The 23811-nt window shown below is 63.4% G+C and carries 19 protein-coding genes; 12 read left to right on the top strand and 7 right to left on the bottom strand.

Annotated elements, in window-relative coordinates; translation table 11 throughout:
• A partial coding sequence (carB, locus tag QAT43_RS05515) for a carbamoyl-phosphate synthase large subunit (RefSeq protein WP_305042048.1) occupies positions 1-3113 on the top strand: 3113 nt, incomplete at its 5' end.
• Between the two features lie 72 nt (positions 3114-3185).
• Here carB and QAT43_RS05510 read toward each other — a convergent pair.
• Positions 3186-3371: a hypothetical protein gene (locus QAT43_RS05510; protein WP_305042047.1), complete on the bottom strand. Its 186-nt coding sequence runs from the start codon at positions 3369-3371 to the stop codon at positions 3186-3188.
• 274 nt (positions 3372-3645) lie between these two features.
• Between QAT43_RS05510 and QAT43_RS05505 the strand changes: the two genes are divergently transcribed.
• Positions 3646-5007 carry a DEAD/DEAH box helicase gene (locus QAT43_RS05505; RefSeq protein WP_305042046.1) on the top strand — a complete coding sequence of 454 codons (1362 nt, stop codon included), beginning with the start codon at positions 3646-3648 and terminating at the stop codon, positions 5005-5007.
• 71 nt (positions 5008-5078) lie between these two features.
• Positions 5079-6713, top strand: coding sequence for an ABC-F family ATP-binding cassette domain-containing protein (locus QAT43_RS05500; RefSeq protein ID WP_305042045.1), 1635 nt, complete (start codon positions 5079-5081; stop codon positions 6711-6713).
• A gap of 78 nt (positions 6714-6791) precedes the next feature.
• On the opposite strand, the gene asd is transcribed toward QAT43_RS05500, so the two are convergent.
• Both asd and QAT43_RS05490 read right to left on the bottom strand, forming a co-directional pair.
• On the bottom strand, positions 6792-7892 hold the full coding sequence (asd, locus tag QAT43_RS05495; RefSeq protein ID WP_305042044.1) for an aspartate-semialdehyde dehydrogenase: 1101 nt from the start codon (positions 7890-7892) through the stop codon (positions 6792-6794).
• Between the two features lie 165 nt (positions 7893-8057).
• Positions 8058-8972 (bottom strand): LysR family transcriptional regulator, encoded by a 915-nt coding sequence (locus QAT43_RS05490; RefSeq protein WP_305042043.1) that lies wholly within the window; start codon positions 8970-8972, stop codon positions 8058-8060.
• 158 nt (positions 8973-9130) lie between these two features.
• On the opposite strand from QAT43_RS05490, the gene QAT43_RS05485 reads away from it, so the two are divergent.
• The 6 genes from QAT43_RS05485 to QAT43_RS05460 all read left to right on the top strand — a co-directional run bounded on the left by QAT43_RS05485 (position 9131) and on the right by QAT43_RS05460 (position 16578).
• The gene (locus tag QAT43_RS05485) at positions 9131-9283 is read left to right on the top strand and encodes a symporter small accessory protein (RefSeq protein ID WP_305042042.1); all 153 of its coding nucleotides are present in this window, start codon (positions 9131-9133) and stop codon (positions 9281-9283) included.
• A gap of 4 nt (positions 9284-9287) precedes the next feature.
• Positions 9288-10967: a sodium:solute symporter family protein gene (locus tag QAT43_RS05480; RefSeq protein ID WP_305042041.1), complete on the top strand. Its 1680-nt coding sequence runs from the start codon at positions 9288-9290 to the stop codon at positions 10965-10967.
• Between the two features lie 213 nt (positions 10968-11180).
• Positions 11181-12545: a multiheme c-type cytochrome gene (locus QAT43_RS05475; RefSeq protein WP_331517509.1), complete on the top strand. Its 1365-nt coding sequence runs from the start codon at positions 11181-11183 to the stop codon at positions 12543-12545.
• 144 nt (positions 12546-12689) lie between these two features.
• Positions 12690-13697: an extracellular solute-binding protein gene (locus QAT43_RS05470; protein ID WP_305042040.1), complete on the top strand. Its 1008-nt coding sequence runs from the start codon at positions 12690-12692 to the stop codon at positions 13695-13697.
• Positions 13698-13849: 152 nt separating this feature from the next.
• Positions 13850-15409, top strand: a complete 1560-nt coding sequence (locus QAT43_RS05465) for an ABC transporter permease (RefSeq protein WP_442900214.1) — start codon at positions 13850-13852, stop codon at positions 15407-15409.
• Positions 15410-15528: 119 nt separating this feature from the next.
• Positions 15529-16578, top strand: coding sequence for an ABC transporter ATP-binding protein (locus QAT43_RS05460; RefSeq protein ID WP_305042038.1), 1050 nt, complete (start codon positions 15529-15531; stop codon positions 16576-16578).
• Here the strand turns inward: QAT43_RS05460 and QAT43_RS05455 are convergent, their stop codons facing one another.
• Complete coding sequence (locus QAT43_RS05455; RefSeq protein ID WP_305042037.1) at positions 16579-16986, bottom strand: response regulator; 408 nt, start codon at positions 16984-16986, stop codon at positions 16579-16581.
• Between the two features lie 199 nt (positions 16987-17185).
• On the opposite strand from QAT43_RS05455, the gene QAT43_RS05450 reads away from it, so the two are divergent.
• A complete protein-coding gene (locus QAT43_RS05450) occupies positions 17186-18898 on the top strand; it encodes an alpha-amylase family glycosyl hydrolase (protein WP_305042036.1) in 1713 nt (570 codons plus the stop codon).
• Between the two features lie 38 nt (positions 18899-18936).
• Here the strand turns inward: QAT43_RS05450 and tsaA are convergent, their stop codons facing one another.
• The gene (gene tsaA / locus QAT43_RS05445; RefSeq protein ID WP_305042035.1) at positions 18937-19431 is read right to left on the bottom strand and encodes a tRNA (N6-threonylcarbamoyladenosine(37)-N6)-methyltransferase TrmO; all 495 of its coding nucleotides are present in this window, start codon (positions 19429-19431) and stop codon (positions 18937-18939) included.
• Positions 19432-19533: 102 nt separating this feature from the next.
• Here tsaA and QAT43_RS05440 point away from each other — a divergent pair, with 102 nt between their 5' ends.
• Positions 19534-19761 carry a hypothetical protein gene (locus QAT43_RS05440; protein WP_305042034.1) on the top strand — a complete coding sequence of 76 codons (228 nt, stop codon included), beginning with the start codon at positions 19534-19536 and terminating at the stop codon, positions 19759-19761.
• Positions 19762-19873: 112 nt separating this feature from the next.
• Here the strand turns inward: QAT43_RS05440 and QAT43_RS05435 are convergent, their stop codons facing one another.
• Both QAT43_RS05435 and QAT43_RS05430 read right to left on the bottom strand, forming a co-directional pair.
• Entirely contained in the window at positions 19874-22186 is a 2313-nt protein-coding gene (locus QAT43_RS05435) for a tetratricopeptide repeat protein (RefSeq protein ID WP_305042033.1), read from the bottom strand.
• A 20-nt stretch (positions 22187-22206) separates the two neighbouring features.
• Positions 22207-22722, bottom strand: coding sequence for a hypothetical protein (locus QAT43_RS05430; RefSeq protein WP_305042032.1), 516 nt, complete (start codon positions 22720-22722; stop codon positions 22207-22209).
• A 220-nt stretch (positions 22723-22942) separates the two neighbouring features.
• Between QAT43_RS05430 and QAT43_RS05425 the strand changes: the two genes are divergently transcribed.
• Positions 22943-23811, top strand: an 869-nt coding sequence (locus tag QAT43_RS05425; protein ID WP_305042031.1) for a thiamine pyrophosphate-dependent enzyme, incomplete at its 3' end; no start/stop codon positions are given.

The raw sequence follows: 23811 nt of genomic DNA, 5'->3' as shown, positions 1-23811 counted from the left end.
GCACCCAGGCCTGCAAGGCGCTGCGCAAGCTCGGTTACCAGATCGTTCTGGTCAACTCCAATCCCGCCACCATCATGACCGACCCGGGCATGGCCGATGCCACCTATATCGAACCCCTCAACGTGGCGAGTCTCACCGAGATCATCAAGAAAGAGCGCCCCGACGCCCTGCTGCCCAACTTGGGCGGGCAGACGGCGCTCAATCTCTCCAGCGAACTGGCGCGGCGCGGCATCCTCGACGAATACGGGGTGCGCGTCATCGGCGTCAATCTCGACGCCATCAAGCGCGGTGAGGACCGTGAAACCTTCAAGGAAACCATGGCCGGGCTGGGCATCGAGACGCCGCGCAGCGAGATCGCCACGACTCTTGAGCAGGCCATGGAGATCGTCGGTCGCATCGGCCTGCCGGTTGTGATCCGGCCCGCCTACACCATGGGCGGCACCGGCGGCGGCTTCGCCTACAACCTGGAGGAGTTCGAGACCATCGTCAGCCGCGGTCTGGCGGCGAGCCCGGTGAGTCAGGTGCTCATCGAGGAGTCGATTCTCGGCTGGGAAGAACTGGAACTGGAGGTGGTGCGCGACGCCAAGAACCAGAAGATCACCGTGTGTTTCATCGAAAACGTCGATGCCGTCGGCGTGCACACCGGCGATTCCTTCTGCACCGCGCCCATGCTGACCATCGACGCCGAGTTGCAGGCGCGCCTGCAGGATTACGCCTACCGCATCGTCGACGCCATCGAGGTGATCGGCGGCACCAACGTGCAGTTCGCCTATGAACCCAAGAGCGGCCGGGTGGTGGTCATTGAGATCAATCCCCGCACCTCGCGCTCCTCGGCCCTGGCGTCCAAGGCCACGGGCTTTCCCATCGCCCTGGTGTCGGCGCAGCTCGCCGCGGGCCTGACCCTCGACGAGATTCCCTACTGGCGCGACGGCACCCTCGACAAGTACACCCCGTCGGGGGATTACGTGGTGGTCAAGTTCGCCCGCTGGGCCTTTGAGAAGTTCAAGGGCGTGCATGACAAACTCGGCACCCAGATGCGTGCCGTGGGCGAGGTGATGAGCATCGGCAAGAACTACAAGGAGGCGTTGCACAAAGCCATCCGCTCCCTGGAAAACGGCCGCTACGGACTGGGTTTCGCCAAGAACTTCCACCAGAAATCCCTGGAGGAACTCCTTGAGCTGCTGGCCGAGCCGTCCAGCGAGCGCCAGTTCATTTTGTATGAAGCGCTGCGCAAGGGCGCGGACATCGAGTTGCTCTACGCCCGGACCTACATCAAGCCCTGGTTTCTCCAGCAGATGAAGGAACTGGTCGAACTGGAGGAAGAGATTCTTAAATACAAGGGCGGCCTGCCGCCCGATGAGCTGCTGACGCGCGCCAAACAGGACGGCTTCGCCGATCGCTATCTGGCGCAGATTCTCGGCGTGGCGGAAAACGCCGTGCGCCGGAAACGCACCGCGCTCGGCGTGGTCGAGGCCTGGGAAGCGGTGCCGGTGAGCGGGGTGGAGAACGCCGCCTACTATTTCTCGACCTACAACGCGCCCGATTCGGTGCCGGTGTCGGCGCGCAAGAAGATCATGGTGCTCGGCGGCGGACCCAACCGCATCGGCCAGGGCATCGAGTTCGACTACTGTTGCGTGCACACCGCCCTTGCCCTGCGCGAGGCGGGCTACGAGACCATCATGGTCAACTGCAATCCCGAGACGGTCTCCACCGACTACGACACCTCGGACAAGCTCTACTTCGAGCCGCTGACCGTGGAGGATGTGCTCTCCATCCATGAAAAGGAACAACCCGAGGGCGTGCTGGTGCAGTTCGGCGGCCAGACGCCGCTCAACATCGCCCGTGAGCTCGAAGAGGCCGGGGTGCGCATCATCGGCACCAGCCCGGCGACCATCGACATGGCCGAGGACCGCGATCAGTTCAACCGGATCATGGCCAAGCTGGGCATTCCCCAACCCGAGTCGGGCATGGCCGCCACCGAAGAGCAGGCGCTGGAGATTGCCGCGCGCATCGGCTATCCGCTCATCGTGCGGCCCTCCTTCGTGCTCGGCGGCCGGGCCATGGAAGTGGTGCACGACGAGTCCATGCTGCGCGAGTACCTGGCCAAGGCGGTGGAGATTTCTCCCGAGCGGCCGATTCTCGTCGATCGTTTCCTGCAGGATGCCATCGAGGCCGAAGCCGACGCCATCGCCGACGGTAAGGACGCCTACGTCCCGGCGGTGATGGAGCATATCGAACTGGCCGGGGTGCATTCTGGGGATTCGGCCTGCGTCATTCCGCCGGTGACCATCGCCCAGGAGCATATCGCCACCATCGAGGAATACACCCGCAGGATCGCCGTGGAAATGGGCGTGGTGGGACTGATGAACATCCAGTACGCCATCGCCGGCGGGCAGGTCTACATCCTGGAAGCCAACCCGCGCGCCAGCCGCACCGTGCCCCTGGTCTCCAAGGTGTGCAACATCCCCATGGCGCGCATCGCCGTGGCCGCCATGCTCGGAAAAAAACTCGCCGAGCAGGGTCTCGCGCGGCGCGCTTTCAGCCACTTCGGTGTCAAGGAGGCGGTTTTTCCCTTCAGCATGTTCCCTGAAGTCGATCCGGTGCTCGGTCCCGAAATGCGCTCCACCGGCGAGGTGCTGGGTCTGGCGGGCAGCTACGGGCTTGCGTATTTCAAGGCCCAGGAGGGCGCCAATGCCATGCTGCCCCTCGAAGGCACGGTGCTGATCACCGTGGCGGAGCAGGACAAGGCCGGGGCCTTGGAAGCGGCGCGGTTGTTTGCCGACCTGGGCTTCAGGATCCGCGCCACTCGCGGGACCCAGGCGTTTTTGTCGTCTCGCGGCATCCCCGCCGAGCCCATCCAGAAAATGCACGAAGGGCGGCCCAATATCGCCGACGCCATCAAGAACGGCGAGATCCAGCTGGTGGTCAATACCCCCATCGGCCGCCTGAGCGCTCATGATGATTCCTACATCCGCAAGACGGCGATCCGCTACAAGATTCCCTACATCACCACCACGGCGGCGGCGATTGCCGCGGCCAAGGGGATTGCCGCGCGGCGCCGGGGGCAGGAAGGGGTGCTGAGCCTTCAGGAATTCCACGCCGCGATTCATTGATCCGGGCGGCGACCCGCAACGAAAAAGGCCTGCATGCGCAGGCCTTTTTCGTTGCGGGTCGGTTTTGAACCCTCAGTGCTCCTTGATCTCGACGTCGTCGAAGGGCCAGCGCTCCTGGCGGGCTCCCACCTCGACCTCGAAACCCCGGTCGTCGCACTTGAGAACCCGTCCTTCCTCGTGCTTGCGGACGTTTTTCAGGATGCGACTGCTTCCGTGCATCACCGCCTGGCAAACATTGATACGTTCCTCTCCCCGCATCTCTCCTCTCCTTGTGGCAGACCGACGTGGAAAAACAAACATAGCGTATACGAGTTTAAATCCTTTTCAACTCCGGGAAAAGAGGGAAAATGTCGGTTCCTGTGAAAATTTTCACAATTCCCCGCGCCAGAATTGGCTTGACGGGATGATGGCAATGCTGTTAAGGTCTGCTCTGTTTAACCAGATGTTCCCGGAAAAAACGAATCCCTCGTAAGCCCTGGAATCCTCCGGGGCTTTTTTTGTCGGGAAAACAGGAATAAGGAATAAGAGTTAGATGAGTTTCACCGCATTTTCGTTTCACCCCCAAGTTGCCGCCGGCATCGACGCCGCCGGTTACACCGCCCCCACGCCGATTCAGCTTCAAGCCATTCCCGCGGTCATGCAGGGACAAGATGTCATGGGCCTGGCCCAGACCGGCACCGGCAAAACCGCCGCCTTCGCGCTGCCCATCCTCCATCGTCTGAGCCAGGGCGTTCGCGGTCGGGTGTGTGCCCTGATCATCGCGCCCACGCGGGAGCTGGCCGAGCAGATCAACGACAATTTCATCACCCTGGGGCAAAAGACTCGGCTGCGCAGCCTGACCGTCTATGGCGGCGTCGGCATCAACCCGCAGATCAACAAATTGAAGCAGGGCGCGGAGATCGTCGTCGCCTGCCCCGGCCGCCTGCTCGATCACATCGGCCAGGGTACCATCGACCTCTCTCACCTTGAGGTGCTGGTCCTCGATGAGGCCGATCAGATGTTCGACATGGGCTTTTTTCCGGCCATCCGCCGCATTCTCAAGCACCTGCCGCCCCAGCGTCAGACCCTGCTGTTCTCCGCGACCATGCCCGCCGAGATTCGCCATCTCGCCCATGAGGTCCTGCGTGATCCCGTGACCGTTCAGGTCGGCACCGTGACCGCCGCGAGCACCGTCAGCCATGCCCTCTATCCCGTGGCGCAGCACCTCAAGACCCCGCTGCTGCTGGAATTGCTGCGGCACACGGATACCGGGTCGGTGCTGGTCTTTACCCGCACCAAGCACCGCGCCAAGCGCCTCGGCGAACAGTTGGGCAAACTCGGCTATCGCGCGGCCTCGCTGCAGGGCAACCTGTCGCAGAACAAGCGCCAGGCCGCGCTGGACGGCTTTCGCGACGGCAGCTTCCAGATCCTGGTGGCGACCGATATCGCCGCGCGCGGCATCGATGTGAGCCAGGTGTCCCATGTCGTCAACTATGACATTCCCGACACCCCCGAGGCCTACATCCACCGCATCGGCCGCACCGGCCGCGCCGCGCGCAACGGCGACGCCTTCACCCTGGTGACGGAAGACGACGGCGCCATGGTCAAGGCCATCGAGCGGACCCTGGGTCAAGCGGTGGAACGGCGCAGGCTTGCGAGCTTTGATTACGCTGTCCCGGCTCCGGCCAAGGACCAGGAATTCGCGCGTCCGCCGCGTCAGCCGGCGCCGCGCCGCGCCGCCGTGCCCGCCGTGGGAGCGCGCGCGGAAAACGCCGCCGGACCTAAGGGAGCCGCCGAGCCCAAACGGCAAAAATCCGATGGCGCCGGACGCGCGGAGGCGGCGCCGCCGGCGGCACGCAACCGCCGTCGCCGCAACCGCGGCGGGCGCGTCCCGACCCAGAAAACCAGCGTCTAAAAAAAGAGACGATAAAAACAACATCTGGGGGGTGCGGTATGCCGCACCCCTTCCTTGTATGGGGCGTCGTCATGATTCATCTCACCAACATCAGCAAGCAGCACGGCAACCAGGTGCTGTTTCTCAACGCTAGCTTCCAGATTCTGCCCGGCAGCCGCAGCGGCCTGGTGGGGCCCAACGGGGCGGGCAAGACCACCATCTTTCGCCTGGTCACCGGCGAGGAGCAGGCCGACGCTGGGGAAATCTCCTGCGCCAAAAAGACCGTAATCGGTTATTTTTCCCAGGATGTGGGGGAGATGGCCGGGCGCTCGGCCCTTGCCGAAGTCATGGCGGCTTCGGAGAAAACCATGGCCCTCGGCGCCGAGATTCAGGCCATGGAAGCGGCCATGTGCGAGCCCATGAGCGACGAGGCCCTGGCCGAGCTGCTGGCGCGCTACGGCGATGCCCAGGAGGCGTTCGAGCAGCGCGGCGGCTATGATCTGGAAAGTCGCGCCCAGGCGGTGCTGACCGGTCTCGGCATCGGCCCCGATGCCTATCAGCGGCCGGTGGAGAGCTTCAGCGGTGGCTGGAAGATGCGCATCGCCCTGGCGCGAATCCTGACCCTCAATCCCGACGTGCTGCTGCTCGACGAGCCGACCAACCATCTGGATGTGGAGTCCATCATCTGGCTGGAAAATTGGCTGTCCACCGAGTTCAAGGGCGCGCTGCTCATGACCAGCCACGATCGCGAGTTCATGAACCGCATCGTCACGCGCATCATCGAGGTCGCCAACCGCACGGTGACCACCTACAGCGGCAATTACGATTTCTACCTGCGCGAGCGTGAGATCCGCCGCGAGCAGTTGCTGGCCAGTTACCAGCGCCAGCAGGAGATGCTCGCCAAGGAGGAGGAATTCATCGCCCGCTTCGCCGCGCGCGCCTCCCACGCCGCCCAGGTGCAGTCGCGGGTGAAGAAGCTCGAGAAGATCGAGCGCATCGAGCTGCCCCCCGAGCAGCGCAGCATTCGCTTTGCCTTCGCCGAGCCGCCGCGCAGCGGCGACGACGTGGTCAAGATCGCTGGCCTCGCCAAGACCTGGCAGCTGCCCGAGGGCGGCGAGAAGCCGGTGTTCAGCGGGGTGTCGGGGCTCATCCGGCGCGGCGAGAAAATCGCCGTGGTGGGCGTCAACGGCGCGGGCAAGTCGACTTTTCTCAAGGTGCTGGCTGGTTCAACCGAACCGACCGCTGGAAGCGCGACCATCGGCGCCAACGTCCACCTGGGCTATTTCAGCCAGCATGCCCTGGACGTCCTCGATCCCAAAAAGACCGTCTTCGAAACGGTGCAGGACGCCATGCCCCAGGCCAACATCGGCGTGATCCGCAACCTCTGCGCCGCCTTTCTGTTTTCCGGCGATGCCGTGGACAAGCGTATCGACAAGCTCTCCGGCGGCGAAAAAAGCCGCGTGGTGTTGGCGACCCTGCTGGCGCGGCCCCTCAATGTGCTGATCCTCGACGAACCCACCAACCACCTCGACATCCAGTCGCGCGAAATTCTCCTCGACGCCCTGAAAAACTTCGCCGGAACGGTGGTGCTGGTCAGCCACGACCGCCATTTCCTGCGCTCCCTGGTCAACCGCGTGTTCGAAATCGATCACGGCGAGATGCGCGCCTACGAGGGTGATTACGACTACTACCTGCACAAGACCGGCCGCGAGGTGCGCGCGGCTTGATGCGGATGGATTGATTGCCACGCAAAAAGGGCGACCCTGGGAGGTCGCCCTTTTTGCGTTGAGACGTTTTTTCTAAATCTAGCCTTGTACCTTGAGGATGCGCAGCATGCGCCGCAGGGGCTCGGCGGCGCCCCACAGCAGCTGGTCGCCGCAGGTGAAGGCGGAGAGATACTGGGGGCCCATCTTCATCTTGCGCACGCGGCCGATGGGCACGCGCAGGGTGCCCGAGGTGTAGGCCGGGGTGAGGCGCGCCAGGGAATCGGCCTTGGTGTTGGGCACCAGTTCCACCCACTCGTTGTCGTTGGCGATGAGGTTTTCGATGTCGCCGATGGGCACATCCTTGGTGAGCTTGATGGTGAGCGCCTGGCTGTGGGAGCGCATGGCCCCGACGCGCACGCAGATACCGTCGACGGGGATCGGCGAGCTGGTGCCGAGGATCTTGTTGGTCTCCGCAAAGCCCTTCCATTCCTCGCGGCTCTGGCCGTCTTCCACCTCGCGGTCGATCCAGGGCAGCAGGTTGCCGGCCAGGGGAAAGCCGAATTCTTTTTTCGGCAGGGCATCGCCGTGCAAGGCGGCGCTGACCTTCTGGTCGATTTCCAGAATGGCGGAGACGGGATCGGCCAACAGATCCTTGACGGCGCCGTGCAGCACGCCCATCTGGCTGAGCAGCTCGCGCATGTTGGGCGCGCCGGCGCCCGAGGCCGCCTGATAGGTCATGGTGCTGAGCCATTCGACCAGCCCGGCGCGGAACAGTCCGCCCAGGGCCATGAGCATGAGGCTCACCGTGCAGTTGCCGCCGATGAAGTCCTTGACGCCGCGCGCCAGGGCCTCGTCGATGACGCGGCGGTTGACCGGGTCGAGGATGATGACGGCGTCCTTCTCCATGCGCAGGGACGAGGCGGCATCGATCCAGTAGCCCTTCCAGCCCGCCTGGCGCAGGGCCGGATGCACTTCCTTGGTGTAGTCGCCGCCCTGGCAGGTGATGATCACGTCGAGCTGCTTCAATTTATTGATATCCGAGGCGTTCTGCAGGGTGCCGCCGCCCATGGGCGCGGGGCCGCCGACCTGGGAGGTGGAGAAAAAGACCGGTTCGACGCCCTGGAAATCATCTTCTTCGCGCATGCGGTCGAGCAGGACCGAGCCGACCATGCCGCGCCATCCGACCAATCCGACTTTCATGGTGTTCTCCCTGTGTGGATGAAGGTGGGTGTTGCCTGGTTCGCAATGCAGGTGCGCATTATAGCGGAAGCGCGAGTAAAAAGACAATGCGCAGGATGGGGATCGTAGGGGCGAGGCGCTGCCTCGCCCGGGCGACCCACCGGTCCGCCCCTACAAATCCCCCGATCACAAATGGATGGGCGTGTCCCCCGCGTCCTGCAATTCGCTCTGCCAGATGTGGCGGATGACTTCGCGCCCGGCGCGGATTTTCTTCTTGCCGTCGTTTTTCTCCAGCCAGGCCAGGCTCAGGGGCAGGGTCATCCAGCCCTGCTCCCAGATGCGCGCCTGGCCCTCGGCCGCCAGGGGACGGGCCTCGTCCTCGCGCATCACCGCGACGCCCTGGCCGTCGAGGAACAGGGCGCGCACGATGAACTCGTCGGCCGCGGTCACCGCCTGGTTGGGTTGCAGGCGCAGGCGTTCGAGCTTGTCGAGGAGCGCCGCGTACAGGGGACTGTCGTTGGCCACCCAGATCCAGGGCAGGGCGGCTACGTTCTCCCAGGTGAGAGTCGCCCCTTCCGGTGCCAGGCGGCGGGGAATGACCACACAGATGCGGATCCACGCCAGCAGCAGATGGCGGATGTCGGCGTCGGCGGCGTTGCCGTAGAAAAACGCCAGGTCGAGACGCCCCTGGCGCAGCAGGTCGGCGGTGCGCAGGGTTTCGCTGGTGTGATAGACGACGTTAAGGTCGGCATGCAGCAGGGACAGGCGGCGGTTGATGGCGCTCACTCGCAGAAAGTCCGGCGCGGTGTTGAGGCCGATGCACAGGGATTCGCCCACCCCCTGATGCAATTCCATGGCGCGACGGCGCAGGCGGCGCGCCATGTCGAGCACCTCCTCGGCGAGGGGGAGCAGTTCGCCGCCGTGCTCGCTTAGTTCCATGCCGCGCGCGGTGCGGCGAAACAGGCTCACGCCCAGTTCCCCTTCGAGCTGCTTGAGTTGGGTGGAGAGGGCCGACTGGCTGAGGTTGAGCTGATCGGCGGCGCGGGTCAGGTTGCGCTCGCGGGCGATGGTGAGGAAGGATTTGAGCTGGTTGAGTTCCATGGGGCGCTCCAGTGTTCGAAAAAATCGAACAAGGTCTTTGAAAAGTTCAATTGGATCAATCGAGAATTCTCGTGTAAAACCTACTGCAAATCAAGGTTCAACTGGAGAGGGCGCGTCTTCGACCCTTTCGATGGTTGGCCCGCCTGGAGGATTTTGCCATGTTCGGACTTGAAGGAATCGCCGTGCCCCTGGGTTTTGCCCTGTGCATCCTGAGCACCCTGGCTTGCGTGGTCTACGGGGTGCTCAACTGGAATCGCGGCCAGTGCCCCGAGGAAACCCGGCCGCGCCGGGCCGCGCGCGGGGAGAACTGACGCCATGAGTCCGCTGCTGCTGAGCGTTGTCGTCGCCGGTTATCTGCTGATTCTGGCCGGGCTGGCCTATAAGGCCTGGCGCGAAACCCACACGGGTTCCGATTATCTGGTGGCGGGGCGCCAAAGCCATCCCTTCGTCATGGCCATGTCCTACGGCGCCACCTTCGTCAGCACCTCGGCCATCATCGGCTTCGGCGGCGCGGCGGCGGTGTTCGGCATGGGTCTGCTGTGGCTGACCTTTCTCACCATCTTCGTCGGCATCTTTGTCGCTTTCATTTTTTTCGGGCGGCGCACCCGCGTCATGGGCGCCAACCTCAACGCCCACACCTTCCCCGAGTTCATCGGCCTGCGCTTCCAATCACGCGGCCTGCAGGGCGCGGCGGGGCTGCTGATCTTCGCCGCCATGCCGCTCTATGCGGCGGTGGTGCTCATGGGCGGCGGAAAATTCATTGCGCAGATTCTCGCGGTGGATTACCAGATGGCCCTGCTGGTGCTGACCCTCATCGTCGCGCTCTACGTGGTGATGGGCGGCATCAAGGGCGTGATGTACACCGACGCCTTCCAGGGCAGCATCATGTTCGCCGGCATGGTGACCCTGCTGGTCTTCACCTACTACCGCCTGGGCGGGGTGACGGCCGCCCATGAGCGCCTCACGGGCATGAAGGACATCGCCATCTCCATGTTCGGCGCCAAGGGCCATACCGGCTGGACCTCCTTTCCGGCCTTCATGTCCGAATACTGGCTGGTGGTGGTGACCACCATCGTGCTCGGCGTGGGTATCGGCGTGCTCGCCCAACCGCAGCTCATCGTGCGCTTCATGACGGTCAAGAGCGATCGCGAGCTCAACCGCGCGGTGCTCATCGGCGGGGTGTTCATCCTGGTGGCAGTGGGCGTGGCCTTCATCGTCGGGCCGCTGGCCAACGTGTTCTTCTATTACGAGAACCCCGCCACCCAGGGGCAGATCGCGCTGCTCGCGGCGGGCAAGCAGGTCGACGCCATCATCCCCCTCTACATCGGCCAGGCCATGCCCCAGTGGTTCGCCGCCATCTTCATGGTGACCATGCTCTCGGCGGCCATGAGTACCCTGAGCTCCCAGTTTCACACCATGGGCACCTCCCTCGGGCGCGACCTCTACGAGGGCGCCCTGGGACGCCGGGGAAACTCCCTGCTGATCAACAAGGTCGCGGTGTTTTCCGCCATCGCCCTGAGCTATGGGCTGGCCTCGGCCCTGCCGGTGTTCTTCGAGGGCGGCACCGCCATCATCGCCCACGGCACGGCGATCTTCTTCGGCATCTGCGCGGCGGCCTTTCTGCCCATGTACTTCGGCGCCATCTATTTTCGCGGCATGACCCGCGCCGGCGCCTGGGCGGGTTTTGCCACCGGCACCCTGGTGAGCCTGTTCTGGATCTTCTTTGTCCATATCAAGGAATCCAAGTCGCTCATGCTTTGCCAGGCGCTGTTCGGCGTGGATTCCCTGGCGGGCGACACCCTGTGGACGGTGGTCGATCCCCTGGTGGTGGCCCTGCCGTTGTCCATCGTCGCCACGGTGGTCGGCAACCTCCACGGCGCAAAGATCCCCGTGCGCCATCTGGTCCACTGCTTTCGCGGCATTCCGCGCTTTTCCCGGCAGATGCCTGGCAAAACCTCCTTACCCCTGACGGGCGGGGTGCCGGCGGCTGACTAAGAACAATAGATTTTTTCAGAAAAGCTTTGCCCGTGCCCGGCGTTTCATGCGCCCCGGGTACGGGCGTTTTTGTTTCAGGGATGCCAGGTTCACCGGGCTCGCCAAGTAGGCCCTGGTTGAAAATCGCCCTCGCCAGGTTGACGAGATGAGCCGGGGCGTTAAAATTTCTCGGGTATTTGGTTTTTTATTCATTCATTGTTGGGAGGTTGTCGCATGAAAGGTCTGGGTTTGTGGGGAGGATTGGTCGTTGCCATGTTGGTGGTGTTCGGGTGCGGTATGCCCAAATCCTCGTCGCTGGATAATAGCAGCGCGGCGCCCGTCAAGGCAGAGGCGCAGGCTGCCGCACCAGCGGCCGCTGAGGCCGTCGCGCAAGGGCCCCAGGTATTTGCGCCGGGTTCCTTTGATAACCCGAAAAATTGCGCGGGATGTCATCGCGACATTCACGATGCCTGGTCCAAGTCAATGCATGCCTACGCCTGGGAAAACAAGTGGTACCAGGCCGATTTCCAGATGGCGCACAAGGAGACCGAGGGTGCCACCGACATGCTGTGCGGACCCTGCCATGCGCCCATCGCCGCGCGCACCGGGCAGCTGCCGCCCGCCGACGGCAGCAAGTTTGACGAAACCTCGCGCCAGGGCATTTCCTGCGATTTCTGTCACACCGTGACCGGTGTCGCCCAGGTATTTAACATGGGTCACGTCTCAGAGCCCGGTAACGTCAAGCGTGGTCCCCGGGGCGACGGGGAATCCCTCTATCATGAAGTGACTTACTCCGACATTCACACCAAGGCCGAATTCTGCGGCTCCTGCCACATGGTGGTGCATCCCGCCAACGGCGTGCACATCATCGATACCTACGAGGATTGGAAGAACAACGATTACGGCAAGCAGGGCATCACCTGCCAGAACTGCCATATGACGCCCACGCCCGGTGTGGCCCCGACGCCCGGCCGCTCCGCCGGCATGGGCAAGCTGCGCGACAGTATCGCGTTTCACGGCTTTGTCGGCGGCAGTTCCTATATTCAGGATGAGCTGGGCAACAAGGAGCAGGCGGAGCGGTCCCGGGAGATGCTGCGCGCCGCCGCCCAACTCAAGGTTGCGCCGAAGGTCGATGCCGAGGGCAACCTGGAGCTGACCGTCGATGTGCACAATGTCGGCGCCGGGCACAAGATTCCCACGGGCACCACCTATATCCGCAAGATGTGGCTACAGGTGGAGGTGATGGACAGCGCCGGCAAGCTGGTCTATGCCTCCGGGCAGGTGGATGACAAAAATCATGTCGATCCCAATGCGACCTTCTTCCGCCTGCTGTTTCGCGACAAGGACGGCCAGCTGACGGGCAAGAGCTGGCGCGCCCAGGGCATCGGCTACGACCGGCGCATCCCCGCCAAGGGCAAGGATACCGAGGTCTATCGCATCAAGTTGCCCGCCAAGGGTGACTACACGGTGAGCACCCGGCTGATGTATCGCTCCTTCAGCCAGGCAACCCTCGATGACATTCATCAGCGTACCGGCGAGGCGGTGCCGCCGGTGGTCAGTGTGGAAATGGCCAAGGCGCAATCGGCGGTCAAGTTTTAGAAACGTTTTATCTTTTACACGAAGGGGGCGATCTCCGGCGCGGGGTTCGCCCCCTTCAGCATTTAGATCTTGACTTTGAAAACGCTTTTCAGTAAAAGTTGAAAACGCAAGTCAAATTCTCGATCTTTTTGAAGGAGTCCGGTCATGTCCCTACGCTTGTCCCTGTGTCTGAGTGTATTGCTGGTCCTGTTGTCCCTGGTTCCCGTCGCCGCCCTGGCCGAGGAGGTGGTGGTCTACTCGGCGCGTAACGAACATCTCATCCGTCCCCTCTTCGAGGCCTATACCCGCGACACCGGCGTCAAGGTGACCTTTGTCACCGACAAGGAAGGTCCGCTGCTGCAACGCCTCAAGTCCGAAGGACGCAACACCCGCGCCGACCTGCTGCTGACCGTGGATGCGGGCAACCTCTGGCAGGCCGCCGAGGAAGGCCTGTTGCAGCCGGTGGAATCGGCGGCGCTGGCCGCCAACGTGCCCGAGCACCTGCGCGATCCGGGCAACCAGTGGTTCGGCCTGTCCCTGCGGGCGCGCACCATTGTTTACAGCACCGAGCGGGTTAAGCCGGAGGACCTTTCCACCTACGAGGCCCTGGGTGAACCGCAATGGAAGAACCGGCTCTTGCTGCGCACCTCGCAGAAGGTTTACAATCAGTCCCTCGTCGGCATGCTGATTGCCGAGCATGGCGTGGAGAAGACCGAGCAGATCGTGCGCGCCTGGATCGCCAACCTGGCCGCGCCGCCCTTCGCCAACGACAACGCGGTGATGGAAGCCATTGCCGCCGGTCAGGGCGATGTGGGCATCGTCAACACCTACTATTTCGGTCGCCTGCTCAAGGATAAGCCCGAACTGCCCCTGGCTTTGTTCTGGCCGGATCAGCAGGGAAGCGGCGTGCACGTCAACGTCTCGGGCGCCGGGGTGACTCGCCATGCTCCCAATCCCCAGGGCGCGATCAAGCTGCTCGAATGGCTCGCGTCCGAGCAGGCGCAGAACCTCTTCGCCGACGCCAACATGGAATACCCGGTCAACCCGCGGGTGGCGCCCCACGCCGACGTGGCCGCCTGGGGAGCTTTCAAGCAAAATCCCATCAACGTCTCGCGCGCCGGTGAGCTTCAGGGCGAAGCCATCAAGCTGATGGATCGCGCCGGCTACCGCTAGGCGGCGAGACGAGAAAATGGTTCAAGGTGTCTGATTCTTCTTCCCTGACCACCAGCTCCAGCCCGGAGCGGCCGCCCCTCGGGCGTGCCCGCTCCGGGCCTTTTCGACCGCGCTTCTGGGACGGCTGGCGCCTGTTCGCCCTGGCGACGGCGGTGCTGGTGGTGGTGCCGCTGGCGGTGGTTTGCGTCTCCTGGCTGACGCCGGCCGTCGAGATCTGGCAGCACCTGCGCCAGACCCTGCTCGCGCGGCTGCTGCTCAACACCCTGTGGCTGGTAGTCGGCGTGGGCGGCCTGACCCTGTTGCTGGGGGTGAGTCTCGCCTGGTTCACGGCGACCTGCGAATTTCCCGGGCGGCGCTTTTTTTCCTGGGCGCTGCTGCTGCCCCTGGCCATGCCCACCTATGTGCTGGCCTTCGTCTTCGTCGGCCTGCTCGATTTCGCCGGGCCGGTGCAGAGCCTGTGGCGCGAGTGGTTCGGGCGCGATGCCTGGTTTCCGGCGGTGCGCTCCACGCCCGGGGTGATTCTTGTGATGTCCCTGGCTCTTTATCCCTATGTCTATCTCTTGGCCAAGAATGCCTTCCAGACCCAGGGGCGGCGCGCCCTGGAGGCCGCCGAATCCCTGGGCTGCGGCGCCCGCGAGGGGTTTTTTCGCGTGGCGCTGCCCATGGCGCGACCCTGGATCGCCGGCGGCGTGCTGCTGGTGCTCATGGAGGCCCTCGCCGACTTCGGCGCCGTGTCCATCTTCAACTACGACACTTTCACCACCGCCATCTACAAAGCCTGGTTCGGTTTTTTTTCCCTGAACGCCGCCGCGCAGCTCGCCTCGCTGCTGGTGCTGCTGGTGTTCCTCCTGGTGGTGGTGGAGCAACGCCTGCGGGCGCGGCGGCGTTTTGCCACCGCACGCTCCGCCGCGCACACCACGCGCATGGAACTTCAGGGTTGGCGCGCCTGGGGCGCGAGCCTCCTTGCCGGCGCGGTGCTTCTGGTGGCCTTCGGCATTCCGGCGGCGCAGCTCAGCCTCTGGGCCCTGGCGGCCTACGCCGAGGAATTCAACACCCGCTATTTCGGCCTGCTGGGGCGCTCGGTGGCCCTGGGCCTGGCGGCGGCGGGGCTGATCTGCCTGACCGCGCTGGTGCTTTCCTATGCCGCGCGGCGTCACGGCGATCCCCTCACCCGCGGCCTGGTGCGGGTCGCCAATCTCGGCTACGCCCTGCCCGGCGCGGTGCTGGCGGTGGGCATCTTCATCCCCCTGGCGGCCTTCGACAATCTGCTCATCGATGTCGCCGCAAACCTCTTCGGCCTGCGCCTGCGACCGCTGCTGCAGGGCACGGTGGTGATCATGCTGCTCGCCTATCTGGTGCGCTTTCTTGCTCCCGGCTTCAAGCCCGTCGACGGCGCCATGCACCGCGTCACGCCGAGTATCGACGAGGCGGCGCGCCTTTCCGGCCTGCGCGGCGCGGCGCTGCTGGCTCGCGTGCACTTGCCCATGCTGCGCGGCGGCCTGCTCACGGCGGCGACCATCGTCTTTGTCGATGTCATGAAGGAGATGCCCATCACCCTCATGACTCGGCCCTTCGGCTGGGATACCCTGGCGGTGAAGATTTTCGAGCTGACCGCCGAGGGCGAATGGCAGCGCGCCGCCCTGCCGGCGCTGGCCCTGGTTCTGGCCGGCCTGATTCCCATTATTTTGTTCATGCGACATGCGGAGAAGTAAAATATCCCAATCCGTGAACCGCGTTAGCGCAGCGGCGAATTTTTGAGCCGCAGGCGAGTTTTTGCCGCAAGCGAAGCCGCCCCGCCCCGCGGCATTTGCACAAACGAGGAAGCTAAGGAATGACCCAGACCGTTCTCGAACTCGCCGGCATCAGCCAGGCCTACGGCAGCCATCTGGTGGTGGACAACCTGTCCCTGCGCCTGGAGAAGGGGCGTATCGGCTGCCTGCTTGGCGCCAGCGGCTGCGGCAAGACCACGGTGCTGCGCACCATCGCCGGCTTTGAAAGCTTGCTGGCCGGGGAAATCCGCCTCAACGGCCGCACCGTGAGCCGCCCCGACAACACCCTGCCGCCCGCCAAGCGCGGCATCGGCATGGTGTTTCAGGACTACGCCCTCTTTCCCCATCTGAGCATCTTCGATAACGTCGCCTTCGGCCTGCGCAAGCGCGATGAGGGCGAGAAGATCATCCGCGTCCATGAGATGCTCGAACTGGTGGGGCTCAAGAAGGAACAGCACAAGTATCCCCACGAGATTTCGGGCGGCCAGCAGCAGCGCGTCGCCCTGGCGCGAGCCCTGGCGCCGCGTCCCGACCTGCTGCTGCTCGACGAGCCCTTCTCCAATCTCGATGTCACCCTGCGCGAGCGCCTCTCCCTGGAGGTGCGCGATATCCTCAAGGCCTACGGCGCCACCGCCCTGTTCGTCACCCACAACCAGCACGAGGCTTTTGCCGTGGCCGACGAGATCGGCGTCATGTCCGGCGGCAAAATGCTGCAATGGGCCGGTGCCCACGAGCTCTATCACCGTCCGGCGGATCCGTTCGTGGCCAGTTTTGTCGGCGAGGGGGTGTTGTTGCCGGGCGTGGTGCGCGCGGGGGGCAGGGTGGAAACGGGATTGGGCGTCTTGCAGGGCGATTTCAGCGCACCCTGCGTGGACGAGTGCGCGGTGAGCGTGCTGGTGCGGCCCGAGGACGTGGTGCACGACGACGACTATCCGGTCAAGGCCGAGGTGGTACGGCGCAATTTTCGCGGCGCCAGCATCCTCTACACCCTGCGCCTGATCAGCGGCGACCTGGTCCAGGCCCTAGTGCCCAGCCACTGCAATCACGCCATCGGCGAGAAGATCGGCATCCGCTCCGACGTGCGCCACATCGTGCTCTTTCCCCGCCCCTGATCAACTCCCGCCGTATTTGCGCTGCAAGGCACGAAAGATCATATCCAGGACTTCCTTCTGCCGTGCTTCGTGCTTGTTGAGCACCGCCAGGCAGCTGCCCATGGGAAAGCGCTGGTGCAGGTAGTCGGCATCGCGCCCCGAGAGGATAATGATGCGGTTCTTGCTCAAGCCCTTGGCCACGGCGTAGCCGAGCATCTTGAACCCGTCGATGCCCGGCATCTCCAGATCGAGCAGCAGCAGTTCGAGTTCGGCGTTGATGGCGGCCAGGCCCTGCACGGGATTGTCGCAGGTCAGCACGGCGAGATCCGGGCAGCAGCCGCGCACGTAGTTTTCCAGGTAGGCGAGAAAGCCGCGGTCGTCATCGACGATGAGGATCTGGCGCTGAGGGGTGGCGGGCGGTTCTGGCATGGAGGTCTCCGGCGGCTCCCGAATTGAACGGACGATCAGAGCGACAGTATCAGAAAGCGCCGCCGGAATAAACCCAGAACCGGGCAGGGGAGGGGCCGGTCGGTTGCTTGACAGATAGGGGCGGCGCATTAATCTTGAACACAGCCGCCGCTGCCATCCCCCCGCGCAGGCCCTTCGGTTTCGTCCCTGGAGGTTTGCCATGAGCCCCGCCCCCCATTCCGTCGTCAACCTGGATTATCATCCCAATCATCCCCTGCATCCCTCGCCCCTGGACTGGCGCGATCAGGCCATCTATTTCCTGCTCGTCGATCGCTTCGACGACAACCGCCCCGGCGTACCGGCCTACGATCCCCTCGGCACCCCCGTGGGTCGCGACCCGGCCCAGGGCAAGCGCTTCCAGGGCGGTACCCTGCGCGGCGTGACGCGGCGCCTCGATTACATCCGCGAACTGGGTTTCACGACCATCTGGCTCAGCCCGATTTTCCAGAACCGCCTCGACCTCGACGATACCTATCACGGCTACGGCATCCAGGATTTCCTACGGATCGATCCGCGCTTCGGCAGCCTCGCCGATCTGCGTGGCCTGACCGCCGCCGCCCATCAGCGCGGCATGTACGTGATCCTCGACATCGTGCTCAATCACAGCGGCGATGTCTGGGGTTATCCCGGCGGCCATCCCTATTTCTACAGCGGCGGCCGGAGGTTTCCCTTCGGCTTCTGGCGCCGGCAGGATCCGGCGGCGGGCTTTCAGCGCGAGGATGCCGTCTGGCCGGTGGAACTCCAGGACCCGGATCTGTTCAAGCGCCAGGGGGAAATCACCGACTGGCAGGATCCGGCGCAGGCGCGTGACGGCGATTTCTACAGCCTCAAGGAACTCAATCTGCCCGATCCGCGCGTTCTCGACACCCTGATCAAGATCTACAAGTACTGGATCGTCAACGCCGACATCGACGGATTCCGCGTCGATACGGTCAAGCACATGGAAAGCTCGGCCACGGCCATTTTCTGCAACGCCATCCGCGAGTACGCCAAGCGCGTGGGCAAGCACAACTTCTTCCTGTTCGGGGAAATCGTCGGCGACGATGCGCTGATTCAGGAATACATCGGCCGCAACAGCCGCATCGAGGGCACCAGCGAGCGCTTTCCGTCCCTGCACGCGGCCCTTGATTTTCCCCTGTACTTCGTGCTTGAGAACGTCATCAAGGGGCTGGCCGATCCGGTCGCCCTGCGCCGCCGCTACGAGGCCTTCCGCCAGGTGTACAGCGACCACGGCGAGGCGGGGCGCTATTTCGTCACCTTCGTCGATAACCACGACCAGGTGGGCAAGGACCACAAGCGCTTCAGCGCCGGCAGTCCCTTTCCCCAGCAGACGGTGCTGGCCTGCGCCTACCTGCTCACCGCCCAGGGCGTCCCCTGTCTCTACTACGGCACCGAGCAGGGCTTCGACGGCGCCGGACCCGACGACCGCTATCTGCGCGAATGCATGTTCGGCGGGGCCTGGGGCGCCTTCGACACCAGCGGCGCGCATTTCTTCAACCCCGGCCATCCCATCTATCGCGGCATCCGCGCCGTCGCCAAGGTGCGCGCCAAGCAGCCGGCGCTACGCTACGGGCGCCAGTATTTCCGCGAGATCTCCGGCAACGGCCAGGATTTCGGCCATCCCCGCGACGGTCGCTGTACCCTGGCCTATTCGCGCATTCTCGACAGCGACGAGGTGCTGGTGTGCCTCAATCTCGAAGCTCGCGAACGGCACGATTTCATCACCGTGGATCGCCACCTGAGCGCGCCGGGCACCCACCTGCGCGACCTGCTGCGTCCCGACCGCACCTTCGCGGTGGTGGAAGCAGGCGGTCGCGCCTGCGTGCAGGTGGGCCTCGCGCCGCATGAGGTGGCGCTGCTCAAGGTGGATTGAAGGGGAAGGGGCAGGGATGGCGATTTCTTCCACATGCTTTATGTCTGATGCTCCTTGGTGAATCGCGCATCAGATCTTTGCCCCGCGACGGTTTTTCCGCTCTTTTCCAGCCACCCGACGCGCACCTCGCGCGGTGCATCGAAATCAGGCACATAGGGCTTGATGTCCAGAAGCGGCGTGCCGTCGAGGATGTCGATATTGCGGATATGCAAGACGCCGCCCTCCATCCTGTCGAGTTGCACGACGGATAGCCCGATGGGGTTGGGCCGCCGAGGCGCGCGGGTGGCGAACAGCCCGCGCGGGTGGCTGTCCAGGAAGGGCTCGACGCGCAAACTGTAACCCCGGCTGCGGTGAAAATGGTAGAGCAGGATGAGATGGGAAAAGCCGGCGAGATCTTGGAGCCCTTCCTGAAACTCTGGAAATATTTCGATGCGACCCTCAACGCCAAGCGCGCCCGCCGGCTGAATCGGCATGCCCCGCGGGTCGGCGAAGGGCGAGCGGATGATGCCGATGGGAGCATATTCGATCTTCATTCGTCAAAACCTCCTTGACAAAGCCGCTGACCTGTTAAAATGGGGATTAGGTTAAGTGTCTGTTTTGGAACAGAAAAATTACCTAATCGAGGAGGAAATCACATGAACAAGACCCTGACCGCAGCATTTGAAAGCGAGGATGTGCTCAAAAACGTCGAGAATGAGATCATAAATCTCGATGTCGCTGGGTTCCCCAGGGAAAAAATCTTCATCGATAAGGAAAAGAAGGAAGTCAAGGTCATTGCCTCAGGGGCTATCGCGGGAGAAATCCGCAAGGTGTTTGAGGTGCATAATCCCAAGAGCATAACGGAACGGGACTGGAAGGAATAGGCAGGAGCATTTCTCCCTACCGAAGACGACGAAAAGCATAGGCTCGGGTGGCGCACTTATCGTGCCCGGGCCATCCGCTGCTCATTCGCCACCTGATCCGTGGCGTTTTTTTTTAAGGAGATCCGCAGTCAACCGAAGTTTCGGCGCGGGCCAGAATCTCCCGCACCACTTTGAGATCGGCCGGCGCCAGAGTCGGCGCTTGTTCGAGCCATTTCTGCAGGGCGTTGCCGAATGCGGCGCGTTGCGCAGGGTCAACGTTTAGCAGCTGGGCAAGAATGCAGCGTTCGGCGAGCAGCAGACCTTGCTTTTTTGTCGACACGGTGCGGGCCAGTATGTCGAGGCCCTGTTCGGTCATGGCAAGGGCCTGGTTCAGATCGATCTGGAAATGCGCGTCGGCGAAGGATAAATGAGCTTCCAGGAGGGTGAGGGCGGCATTGTGTAGGGTCACCGGCAGTTCATCGTAATCGCCGATCTGGCGCTTGAGGCGTAGGCCCTCCTGGGCAAAATGCAGGGCCTTTTCCATGGCGCCGGGGTCCTGGGTTGCGCGGAACAGCATGCGGTAGGCAATGCCCAGATTGACCTGCGAACCGCTAAGCCATTTCTGCTCGATGCCGGGAATCTCGATGCAGCGGTGATGTTCTTCGATGCAGGTCACGAGGTCCTCGTCCCACTCGGCGTAGTTCGCGCGATTGTTGTGATAACGCCAGAGTAGGTAGGGGTCGCGCTGTTGATCCAGGCATTGGTCGAGGATGCCGCGGGCTTGCTCCAGGGCTGCCGCACCCTCGGCCTTGTGCTGTTCCAGGCGGCCGCTGACCACCGTCCAGCTCAAATGCAGGTTGTAGCGCAGGGCAATTTCGTTCGGGGGAATGGCCCGGCGCAGAGTGCATAAGCCCGGTTCGTCCCGCAAGGCGGCAAATGCCTGATCGTACTGGCCGGTGCGTTCCAGCAGGCGAGCAATATCCATGGCATATTTGGCGGGATGCACCGGGCGCAGATGGCGCGCCAGATCCAGCGCCTCGTCAAAGCAGCCGGAACGTTCTAGCAACTCGCAGAGATGCTGCAGACTTTGCAGACTCAACCCGCCATAGGTCAAGAGTCGATTGCCGGGTTCCGCGGTGTCGCGATCCTGGGCGAGGACGCGCCAGAGGGCAGGGACCAAAAAATACATTTCCTCTCGGCGGGAGGTTTCCAGGAGATTTTCCAGCAGCGCTTGGCGCGCCCTCGGCGGCAGGCCGGCGGATTCGCTCAAGCCCAACAGGACCAGGCCGGCCAGCGGGTCCGTATTGGCCTTCAAGAAAACGGGGAGTTCGGACTCAAGTTGGTCGCGAAGATGGACAAACCGGTTTCGCACCCGCTCGGTCTCTTTTTCCAGGCAGGCAGCCAGGCGTGACAGGCTGTGTTGCCCGATTTGCTCCCGGATCAGCAGGCGATAATCATGTTGACAGCGACGGACGAAAGCGGCGAGGGCGTGGGTGGTGGCCTCGGCCTGATCGGGAAGCAGGGATGAGCCGAATCTGAAGAGGACAAACTCGGCAAGTCCCAGGGATATCATGCCCCGCAGGCGCGCATCTCCCGCCGATAAGGTCTTGCGCCAGGCAGGGGGCAGGGTATCCGTGGAGCACAGGATGAGCAGATCCAGGAGCAACTGATCGCCGCTGTCCATCATTTCCAGAACACGGGGAAGAAGCTCGATGGGTAGCTCCTCGGACCCTTCGGCGAGTTGGCCGTGGACCAGTTCGCAGGAGTTGGACGTCGCGTCTTTGCCGAGACGCGCCAGGGTCTGTCGCTCCTGGCCGATGCCCACATGCAGGGCGAGGTCGGTGCGGCTATTTCGCAAGGCTGGAACCAGGCTATTCCAGACCCAGCTGTCCTCCGCAAAAGCGCCGCAATTCCACAGGCGGATTTCCGGCACCTCGTCGCGCAGCAGGAGGCTGACCGTCCGCAGAATGCGCCGCTGCACCCGTTGGGCGTGGTTGTACCATTTTTGGAGCCATTCGCGGAATTTGCTGTCCTCGCCGGCGAGCACCGACGGGACCAGGGTCACCATGAAGACAAACAGCAAGGCGCTGAGCACAAACCAGGCGCGCTGGGCCGTGCCCACCAGATTCCCTTCGATCAGCAGACGCTTGAACAAGTCCTCATAAAGCCCCAACAGGCCAAAGAGGGTGGCGATGCCGACGGAAAAGACCAGGGAGAAAAACAGCAGGGAAAAGCCATCGAAACAACATTTGAGAGAGGAAAATCGTGCCTGTTGCCGGGCCGCGGCACGCAAGGCCTTTTCAAAATCGGCCAAGGCTAGGCCTGGGGGTAAAAACAGGTCCAGACCCGTGCGACCTGGGACCACGATGCGTCCAGGTTCGGGACTGGATTGGCCGGCTTTCCAGAGGCCGGCCGTGTGAACCTTGATGCTGAGATTCTTTCCCATGGGCAGTGTCCTTGCAAGGGCTAGACGTGTAGTGCCTGGATGGGATCGACAAAGCGGTAGCTCCCGTTGAGGACGGGCAGTTGCGATGGCTCGGTGGTTTCCTCGTAGAGCCGCAAAAACGCGGGACCGACTTCCTGAAAGCCGCTCCGGACCATTTGCATGTAACGCGCGGGGATGAAAGCGTCGGTCTCACCCTCGCGCAACCAATGCTCAGGTCGGCAACGGAAGGTATAGACTCGGCCCCTGGGAGGAAGCTCGGTTATCGCCAGGCTCACATCGATGCACTGGTAATTTTTTTCCCGCAGTTTGAGGCGCGTCAGTTCCTCGGGTGTTACTTGAATTAAAGCCCCGTTCACCCGCGCATGGGGGATCTCCCGTAAATCGAGGAAAACTCCCTGGGCTTTGCGCCCCAGGAATTCGAAAAAAAGTTCCTCCTTGGCCCTCCAGCAGCGCTGGAAACCATGGAGAAGCGCGGGGATGAGGTCGTTTGACAAGAGGGGACGCTTGAGGACGTTTTCGGCGCTGGTGCGATTCATCAGGGAGCCGTAGCCGAATAGGTACATCGGGGCTTTTGTGGGGGAGGTGGAATTGGTCGGTGCGGATTCAATAATCATTTGCTAACTCTTAGCGCTTTTGCATTGATTGTCAACCCGGGCAGCAATCCTGGTCGGACGCAAATCCGTTCCTTGCACCACCTTCAACGCCTGTTAGTCTATCCCTTAAGGGTTTCTTTTCGCCACAAGCGTTGGAGATTGCATGGAATTCACCGATTTCGATCCCCTGAAAGGAAAAACCTTGCAGGTTCTCGATGCCGAGGGGCGGGCCAACCCTGATTTGCTCCCCGACCTCGACGAGGAGCGCCTGCGGCGGATCTTTCGCTGGATGCTCGCGGCGCGCTTGGTCGACCAGACCTGCCTCAGTTTGCAGCGCGAGGGGCGGCTGGGCACCTACCCGCCGGTGGAGGGGCAGGAGGGTTGTCAGGTGGGCAGCGCCCTGGCCCTTGGCGAAGACGACTGGGTGGTGCCCTCCTTTCGCGAGTTGGCCGTGGCCCTGGTGCGCGGCGTGCCCCTGGAGAGCATCCTGCTCTACTGGATGGGGCACGAGGAGGGCAGCCGGCTGCCCCGGACCCTGCGTTTTTTGCCGGTGGCGGTGCCCGTCGGCACCCATACCCTGCACGCCACGGGCCTGGCCATGGGCATCGCCTACCGACGCCGCAGGGACGCGGTGCTCTGCTACTTCGGCGACGGGGCCACCAGCAAGGGCGATTTCCACGAGGCGCTGACCTTCGCCGGGGTGCGCAAGGCGCCGGTCATCTTCTTTTGTCAGAACAACGCCTGGGCCATTTCGGTGCCGCGCCGCGCCCAGTGCGCCGCCGCCTCCCTGGCGGCCAAGGCGGTGGGCTACGGCATGCCGGGCATCCAGATCGACGGTAACGACCCCTTTGCCGCTTATCTCGCCACCGCCACGGCCTTGCAGCGGGCCCGCGCCGGAGAAGGTCCGACCTTCATCGAAGCGCTCACCTACCGTCTCGGTCCGCATACCACCTCCGACGATCCCGGCCGCTACCGCCCCGCCGAGGAGGAGGAACGGATGCGGTCCCTGGAGCCTCTGGCGCGCTACCGGCG

The sequence above is a fragment of the Geoalkalibacter sp. genome (assembly GCF_030604225.1).
GTDB lineage: Bacteria > Desulfobacterota > Desulfuromonadia > Desulfuromonadales > Geoalkalibacteraceae > Geoalkalibacter.
The sequence above is the reverse complement of the archived record's forward strand: the minus strand, read 5'-3'. Positions and strand labels throughout refer to the sequence as shown.

Excerpts from the sequence above, each read along its gene's own strand:
- QAT43_RS05510 (WP_305042047.1), bottom strand. The coding sequence starts at position 3,371 with ATGCGGGGAGAGGAACGTATCAATGTTTGCCAGGCGGTGATGCACGGA.
- QAT43_RS05505 (WP_305042046.1), top strand. The coding sequence starts at position 3,646 with ATGAGTTTCACCGCATTTTCGTTTCACCCCCAAGTTGCCGCCGGCATC.
- QAT43_RS05500 (WP_305042045.1), top strand. The coding sequence starts at position 5,079 with ATGATTCATCTCACCAACATCAGCAAGCAGCACGGCAACCAGGTGCTG.
- asd (WP_305042044.1), bottom strand. The coding sequence starts at position 7,892 with ATGAAAGTCGGATTGGTCGGATGGCGCGGCATGGTCGGCTCGGTCCTG.
- QAT43_RS05490 (WP_305042043.1), bottom strand. The coding sequence starts at position 8,972 with ATGGAACTCAACCAGCTCAAATCCTTCCTCACCATCGCCCGCGAGCGC.
- QAT43_RS05485 (WP_305042042.1), top strand. The coding sequence starts at position 9,131 with ATGTTCGGACTTGAAGGAATCGCCGTGCCCCTGGGTTTTGCCCTGTGC.
- QAT43_RS05480 (WP_305042041.1), top strand. The coding sequence starts at position 9,288 with ATGAGTCCGCTGCTGCTGAGCGTTGTCGTCGCCGGTTATCTGCTGATT.
- QAT43_RS05475 (WP_331517509.1), top strand. The coding sequence starts at position 11,181 with ATGAAAGGTCTGGGTTTGTGGGGAGGATTGGTCGTTGCCATGTTGGTG.
- QAT43_RS05470 (WP_305042040.1), top strand. The coding sequence starts at position 12,690 with ATGTCCCTACGCTTGTCCCTGTGTCTGAGTGTATTGCTGGTCCTGTTG.
- QAT43_RS05460 (WP_305042038.1), top strand. The coding sequence starts at position 15,529 with ATGACCCAGACCGTTCTCGAACTCGCCGGCATCAGCCAGGCCTACGGC.
- QAT43_RS05455 (WP_305042037.1), bottom strand. The coding sequence starts at position 16,986 with ATGCCAGAACCGCCCGCCACCCCTCAGCGCCAGATCCTCATCGTCGAT.
- QAT43_RS05450 (WP_305042036.1), top strand. The coding sequence starts at position 17,186 with ATGAGCCCCGCCCCCCATTCCGTCGTCAACCTGGATTATCATCCCAAT.
- tsaA (WP_305042035.1), bottom strand. The coding sequence starts at position 19,431 with ATGAAGATCGAATATGCTCCCATCGGCATCATCCGCTCGCCCTTCGCC.
- QAT43_RS05440 (WP_305042034.1), top strand. The coding sequence starts at position 19,534 with ATGAACAAGACCCTGACCGCAGCATTTGAAAGCGAGGATGTGCTCAAA.
- QAT43_RS05435 (WP_305042033.1), bottom strand. The coding sequence starts at position 22,186 with ATGGGAAAGAATCTCAGCATCAAGGTTCACACGGCCGGCCTCTGGAAA.
- QAT43_RS05430 (WP_305042032.1), bottom strand. The coding sequence starts at position 22,722 with ATGAATCGCACCAGCGCCGAAAACGTCCTCAAGCGTCCCCTCTTGTCA.